7 protein-coding genes and 1 pseudogene are annotated in these 5,215 nt (G+C 41.0%); 7 read left to right on the top strand and 1 reads right to left on the bottom strand.

What is annotated here, in order from left to right:
• Nucleotides 1-148 precede the first annotated feature (148 nt).
• The 5 genes and pseudogenes from GXP65_RS24625 to GXP65_RS24595 all read left to right on the top strand — a co-directional run bounded on the left by GXP65_RS24625 (nucleotide 149) and on the right by GXP65_RS24595 (nucleotide 3,118).
• A complete protein-coding gene (locus tag GXP65_RS24625) occupies nucleotides 149-607 on the top strand; it encodes a GNAT family N-acetyltransferase (RefSeq protein ID WP_045421985.1) in 459 nt (152 codons plus the stop codon).
• A gap of 217 nt (nucleotides 608-824) precedes the next feature.
• A complete protein-coding gene (locus tag GXP65_RS25370; RefSeq protein ID WP_045409127.1) occupies nucleotides 825-1,538 on the top strand; it encodes a hypothetical protein in 714 nt (237 codons plus the stop codon).
• Nucleotides 1,535-1,652: pseudogene (locus tag GXP65_RS25365) on the top strand (DUF3265 domain-containing protein). Before GXP65_RS25370 ends, GXP65_RS25365 begins: the two are co-directional and overlap by 4 nt.
• A gap of 46 nt (nucleotides 1,653-1,698) precedes the next feature.
• The gene (locus GXP65_RS24605; protein ID WP_047517977.1) at nucleotides 1,699-2,613 is read left to right on the top strand and encodes a nucleotide-binding protein; all 915 of its coding nucleotides are present in this window, start codon (nucleotides 1,699-1,701) and stop codon (nucleotides 2,611-2,613) included.
• Nucleotides 2,614-2,758: 145 nt separating this feature from the next.
• Complete coding sequence (locus GXP65_RS24595; protein ID WP_047517970.1) at nucleotides 2,759-3,118, top strand: hypothetical protein; 360 nt, start codon at nucleotides 2,759-2,761, stop codon at nucleotides 3,116-3,118.
• Between the two features lie 218 nt (nucleotides 3,119-3,336).
• On the opposite strand, the gene GXP65_RS24585 is transcribed toward GXP65_RS24595, so the two are convergent.
• A complete protein-coding gene (locus GXP65_RS24585; protein WP_082245032.1) occupies nucleotides 3,337-3,639 on the bottom strand; it encodes a hypothetical protein in 303 nt (100 codons plus the stop codon).
• 262 nt (nucleotides 3,640-3,901) lie between these two features.
• Here GXP65_RS24585 and GXP65_RS24575 point away from each other — a divergent pair, with 262 nt between their 5' ends.
• Nucleotides 3,902-4,234, top strand: coding sequence for a hypothetical protein (locus tag GXP65_RS24575; RefSeq protein ID WP_226982071.1), 333 nt, complete (start codon nucleotides 3,902-3,904; stop codon nucleotides 4,232-4,234).
• Nucleotides 4,235-4,391: 157 nt separating this feature from the next.
• Nucleotides 4,392-5,051 (top strand): hypothetical protein, encoded by a 660-nt coding sequence (locus tag GXP65_RS24565; RefSeq protein ID WP_047517904.1) that lies wholly within the window; start codon nucleotides 4,392-4,394, stop codon nucleotides 5,049-5,051.
• The last annotated feature ends 164 nt before the right edge of the window (nucleotides 5,052-5,215 follow it).

The raw sequence follows: 5,215 nt of genomic DNA, 5'->3' as shown, positions 1-5,215 counted from the left end.
ACGCACATAACAAACTGTTCAAGAGGGATTCGCAACGCGTGGCATTTTTACTATGCGTTGATTTTAGTGTTTAAGGTGGTTTGCGGAGGCTTCGGTATTGCGTTGCTCACCCCTTAACAGGGCGTTATGTGCTTTGGTGGAAATGGATATGGAAATCACAATCAGGCGTATCGAAACAGAAAGCATTGAGGACAAAGGTATATTCGAGACTTTGTTTATAGAGTACCTATCTGGATTCTCAGTTGAGCTAGATCTCTCAGTAATTGCTCAGTTATTTGCATTGCCTTATTTCCACGGATTTATCAGTTTTGTCGACAATAAGCCTGCTGGTTTTGCGGTTTGCTTTGAATCGTTCTCAACTTATCGTGCGCAAGGAGTGATGAATATTCATGACTTTATGGTGTTGGACAACTTTCGTGGTAAAGGTGTTGGCAAGGCACAACTGAATGGTATCGAACAGTATTGTCGTGATAATGATTACCTCAAAATCACATTAGAGGTCGGTGATGATAATGTTGCAGCTAAAAAGCTCTACAGCTCATTGGACTACGAAGATTACAGAGTAGTTTTGAAAGGGCAGCAACATTGGCAAAAGTACCTCAATTAGCACGCACATAACAAACTGTTCAAGAGGGATTCGCAACGCGTGGCATTTTTACTATGCGTTGGTTTTAGTGTTTAAGGCGGTATGCGGCGACTTTTGTATTGCGTTGCTCACCCCTTAACAGGGCGTTATATGCTATTGTGCCGATCTTCATCAAGGTTCTCATTAGTTCTATTTAGTAAAGTCCACGCTGTACTTTAATTTATCTACAAACCATCGAATGAAAAAATATCTTTTAATTTTGTCGGCTTTGTTGGCAAATTCAGCTTATGGTAAATCGCCAGATGAGCTTTTAAATGGGCTTAAACCGGATTTGAAAAGCTGGGTTGAGAAGTCTTGTAGCAAGAACTTAGGTCCCTCTCTTTGGTCCAGCTGCGTTACTCGTGAAGTTAATGCTCTAAATGGTCACTTTCCGGACCTTTCTATATTGAGCAAGGATCAAAAAACGTGGCTAATGAATTCATGCCCTAGTTCGCTAGGTCCAAGCTTAACTATTAGCTGCTATAACCGAGAGTATGAAGCGTTGGGGCGTATTCCCTCTTTTTCTGGTTTATCGAAGCAGCAGGCGAATTGGGTAAAACAAAGTTGCTCTACATCTTTGGGACCATCTCTATATGCTAGCTGTTTGAATCGTGAAATTTCAGCTGTCAAAAATGCTGGTAGCCCACAACCTCAAGTCGTTTCAAAACCAAACTTACGAGCTCAAACGCGACCGGTTGGCTCTAATAGCCGAAACTCGTACGCAATAGAAGTTTCTCATAATGATGAGCTATTTATAATCAACGGTGAAAAATTTGAGGCAAAAACATACTGTTTGGGGTGGTATGAAGGCGATGAAGTAATATTTGTTGACGGTAGTCCTTATGGAGCGTGTTCTAGTGCAAAGCTTTTGAACTTAAGTAATAAAGAGCTCTGTGAAGTTTGGTGTGAATAGCATATAACAAACTGTTTAAGAGTGATTCGCAACGCGTGGCATTTTTACTATGCGTTGCGTTTAGTGTTTAAGGTGGTATGCGGGAGCTTTGGTATTGCGTTGCTCACACCTTAACAGGGCGTTAGATTTCATTTGAGTCCGTGAGAATGGAGATTGTATATTGTTTAACTTAATTATTTCCCATGACCCTGAAACGTGGGATCTCACTCCTTATCAGTGCGATCGTAGTAGAGCGATTGTAGAGTACACTGCCAATGAAATTAGTGAGCGGTATAAGTTCTTCGATCAGAATGCGATTGAAGAGCTAAAAAGTTTCCCCACGCTATTTGTAACTGAAAACGAATCGGTCGAAACTCGGATTGGCTACATTACTGATATCAGGGTTAGAAATAGTTCAGTTGTACTCAGCTATGAATTTGACCCTATTTTTCCTAGCCTCCCAATTGGCGCAATTGAGTCTATGCGTGTTGACATTGACTTAGGGCGTTTCGAATTATCTCGTACGCATTGGGCAGTCAAAGATGAGCCTATTTTTGAAATTCTCATGAGGCGTGGATATTTAAACCAAGCTCAAGTAAATGCTGCCACACAGCGGCGAATGCCTCCTCCGCCTGTTGTTAAGCCTGATAGTCAAGATGATGCGGGGTTTAATAATTCTCAAGTATTCATTGTTCATGGACATGACGATATAGCAAAACTAGATGTTGCAAGTTTCATTTCTAGTTTAGGTTTACAGCCAATCATTTTGCATATGCAGGCAAGTTCTGGAATGACAATTATTGAAAAGATCGAACATTACTCAAATGTTGGTTTCGGTATTGTACTTTACACTCCATGCGATACAGGAGCTAAAGTGGGGGCTTTAAGTGGTCGGTATCGTGCGCGCCAAAATGTTGTGTTTGAGCATGGATACCTTATTGGTAAATTGGGTCGCCCACGAGTTTGTGCTGTTGTTAAAGGGGACATCGAAACACCAAACGATATTAGTGGCGTAGTTTACGTTGGGATGGATGCAAGCCTCAACTGGCAAGAGCAACTAAAGATAGAAATGAGAAATGTAGGCTACCACGTATAGAAATCTAACAAACTGTTTAAGAGTGATTCGCAACGCGTGGCATTTTTACTATGCGTTGGTTTTAGTGGTTAAGGTGGTATGCGGGAGCTTCGGTATTGCGTTGCTCACACCTTAACAGGGCGTTATGTGATTCGAGAGGTATCAAATGAATCAAGCAGACATGGTATATAACCTGCTCAGTGGTGTTGTTGTAGATTTAAATAGTCGTTTTGGCTGCTCTTTAGTTTTGCACCAACAAAAGATCACAAAAAAACATATTAGTGTGACTGGTGCCAACGGTAGGCTGTGGGTATCGCCATCGATTGGTGGCTATGATATTTCAGTTAGCGGCAAATCATTAGAAAAAGAACTGGTGCCAACCCTGACGTCATACTTTGGTCGCTGTGCTGATGGTTATAAGCAAAAAAACGCAAATAAGGGTTTTATGCATCAACCTTTCTGGAGAACTAGTGACTTCCAAGATGTTCAGGCTGTATGTCAAATGTACATGAAGACAGCCAAGTAAAAAATCACATAACAAACTGTTTAAGAGTGATTCGCAACGCGTGGCATTTTTACTATGCGTTGCGTTTAGTGTTTAAGGTGGCATGCGGAGGCTTCGGCATTGCGTTGCTCACACCTTAACAGGGCGTTAGTCGCCAGAAAAAGCTAGCAATCAAAATCATGTTTCTGAGCTTAAAATTAAGCAGCAGTTTGTTTGGAACACAGATTCATCGTCGATCATTAGAACTTAGCTTTAGCTGTTTTGAGTCCAAAATTTTGCAAGTGTCCTAGCGATTGTTTTGTTCTTTGGTGCTGACAGAGCAGGGCAATCGAAAGTCTGTTCTTAGTTGCAACTCTGCTCGGTGAGTTTGTTGGTACAAAAGCCGATTTACTCGCTGAAAAGACGTTTTCTCTGGTGTGGTAAGTTCCACGTGGTTTCAGTGATTTTGTTGAAAGTCCGCACTGTGAGATTGGTTTTCCAAAAGCGCTTTTTGGTGTTGTCAGCCCGTTTTCTACGGAGTTGTTTGTTCCAAGTGGTTTCATTGAGTAGCAGCTTTGAGACTACGCCTGACTTAAATGCATCAAAGCACATAAGGTTTGTTGTTCGCAAAGTTTAGTTCGGCTTAAAATTGTCGCTCGGTGCCTCGCGACTAACAAACTGTTTAAGAGTGATTCACAACGCGTGGCATTTTTACTATGCCACGCGTTTAGTGTTTAAGGTGGTATGCGGGAGCTTCGGTATTGCGTTGCTCACACCTTAACAGGGCGTTATGTGCTTGGAGCTATCAACATTATGGATCATCGAATGGATATCGACGAAATTGAAGCGAGCATAGTCACTCAAATATCTGATTACTGGGGGAGTGCTGCCGATGACTTTTGTACTTCAGAAAGTACTAACATACCATTTCAGAGGTTTGTACTTGAGTTTTCCCTTTATAGGTATTCAGTAGTTAGGATCAATTTTGAGCGAAATAGCCTATTTTTCAGTGAAGTGTCTAAAGGTATAAGTTTCAGCCTTTTATCACGTAAAGTTAGTTATCTAGATTTGACCGATACTCTCGCCGAAATTGATGAAGAAGTTCGCTTAAGGATCCCTGATAAGTATTTAGTAGCTAAAGGTTGGCAACGCACATAACAAATTGTTCAAGAGTGATTCGGCACGCGTGGCATTTTTACTATGCGTTGGTTTTAGTGGTTAGGGTGTTAGGGTGGTATGCGGAAGCTCAGGTATTGCGTGCCTCACACCTTAACAAGGCGTTAGTTCGCAACGTCTTCGAAAGTAGAGGTAGAAATTGAATAAACAAGCAAAAGTTATTTTGTGGTCTTTGTTTGTTGTTTTGCTAATGCCAATATTGGCTTACATATACAAGTTTGGTCTTGGGCTTTGGAATAAACCAGATGAATGGTCCGACTTAGGAGGTTATGTTGGGGGAATATACGCTCCAATACTTTCGATTGTTACGTTGGTTGTCATATCGATACAAATATTTATACAACATCAACAATATCAGCATTCATTGATTCAGCATCAAGAGGAACAAATCAAAGAGTACTTAGCTGCTCTGGAACAAGCATTAGACGTTGAGGTAGGAGAAATAAGCTCGCGAGATTTTCTTGTAAGCCTATGCAGAGATGTATCTAAAGATACAATCAAGCTGATTCCAGCGGAGTTAGTTATGGATTTTAATCAATGCAATCATAGACTTTACTCAATGTGGTGTGAGGTCATGAAATGCCTCGCGGTTTTAGAGAATATCTCAAACCAGAATGTCTATAACAAGGTCGTGTTTGCATCAAACAAAAATAAAGTCATAGCATACCTAAACCCTCAAACATGCAGAATGCTCGATAGGTTTCACTTTATATTTCTTTGTAAATGTGAAGAAATTAACGTCCACATCGATACTCAAGGTCTTAAATATTACTATTCAGATCTGAGACATGGTGGGTAGCGAACTAACAAACTGTTTAAGAGGGATTCGCAACGCGTGGCATTTTTACTGTGCGTTGTTCTAAGTGATTAAGGTGGTATGCGGTGGCATCGGTATTGCGTTGCTCACCCCTTAACAGGGCGTTATGTTTACAATGAGATTGGAGGTTTACTAAAGGGCTATGG

Source organism: Vibrio sp. LB10LO1, from assembly GCF_010092875.1.
GTDB classification, from domain to species: domain Bacteria; phylum Pseudomonadota; class Gammaproteobacteria; order Enterobacterales; family Vibrionaceae; genus Vibrio; species Vibrio campbellii.
This window is presented reverse-complemented; position numbering and strand designations above follow the sequence as displayed.

Bases quoted from the DNA above. Each gene is read 5' to 3' on its own strand.
- GXP65_RS24625 (WP_045421985.1), top strand. From the start codon at position 149: ATGGAAATCACAATCAGGCGTATCGAAACAGAAAGCATTGAGGACAAA.
- GXP65_RS25370 (WP_045409127.1), top strand. From the start codon at position 825: ATGAAAAAATATCTTTTAATTTTGTCGGCTTTGTTGGCAAATTCAGCT.
- GXP65_RS24595 (WP_047517970.1), top strand. From the start codon at position 2,759: ATGAATCAAGCAGACATGGTATATAACCTGCTCAGTGGTGTTGTTGTA.
- GXP65_RS24585 (WP_082245032.1), bottom strand. From the start codon at position 3,639: ATGAAACCACTTGGAACAAACAACTCCGTAGAAAACGGGCTGACAACA.
- GXP65_RS24575 (WP_226982071.1), top strand. From the start codon at position 3,902: ATGGATATCGACGAAATTGAAGCGAGCATAGTCACTCAAATATCTGAT.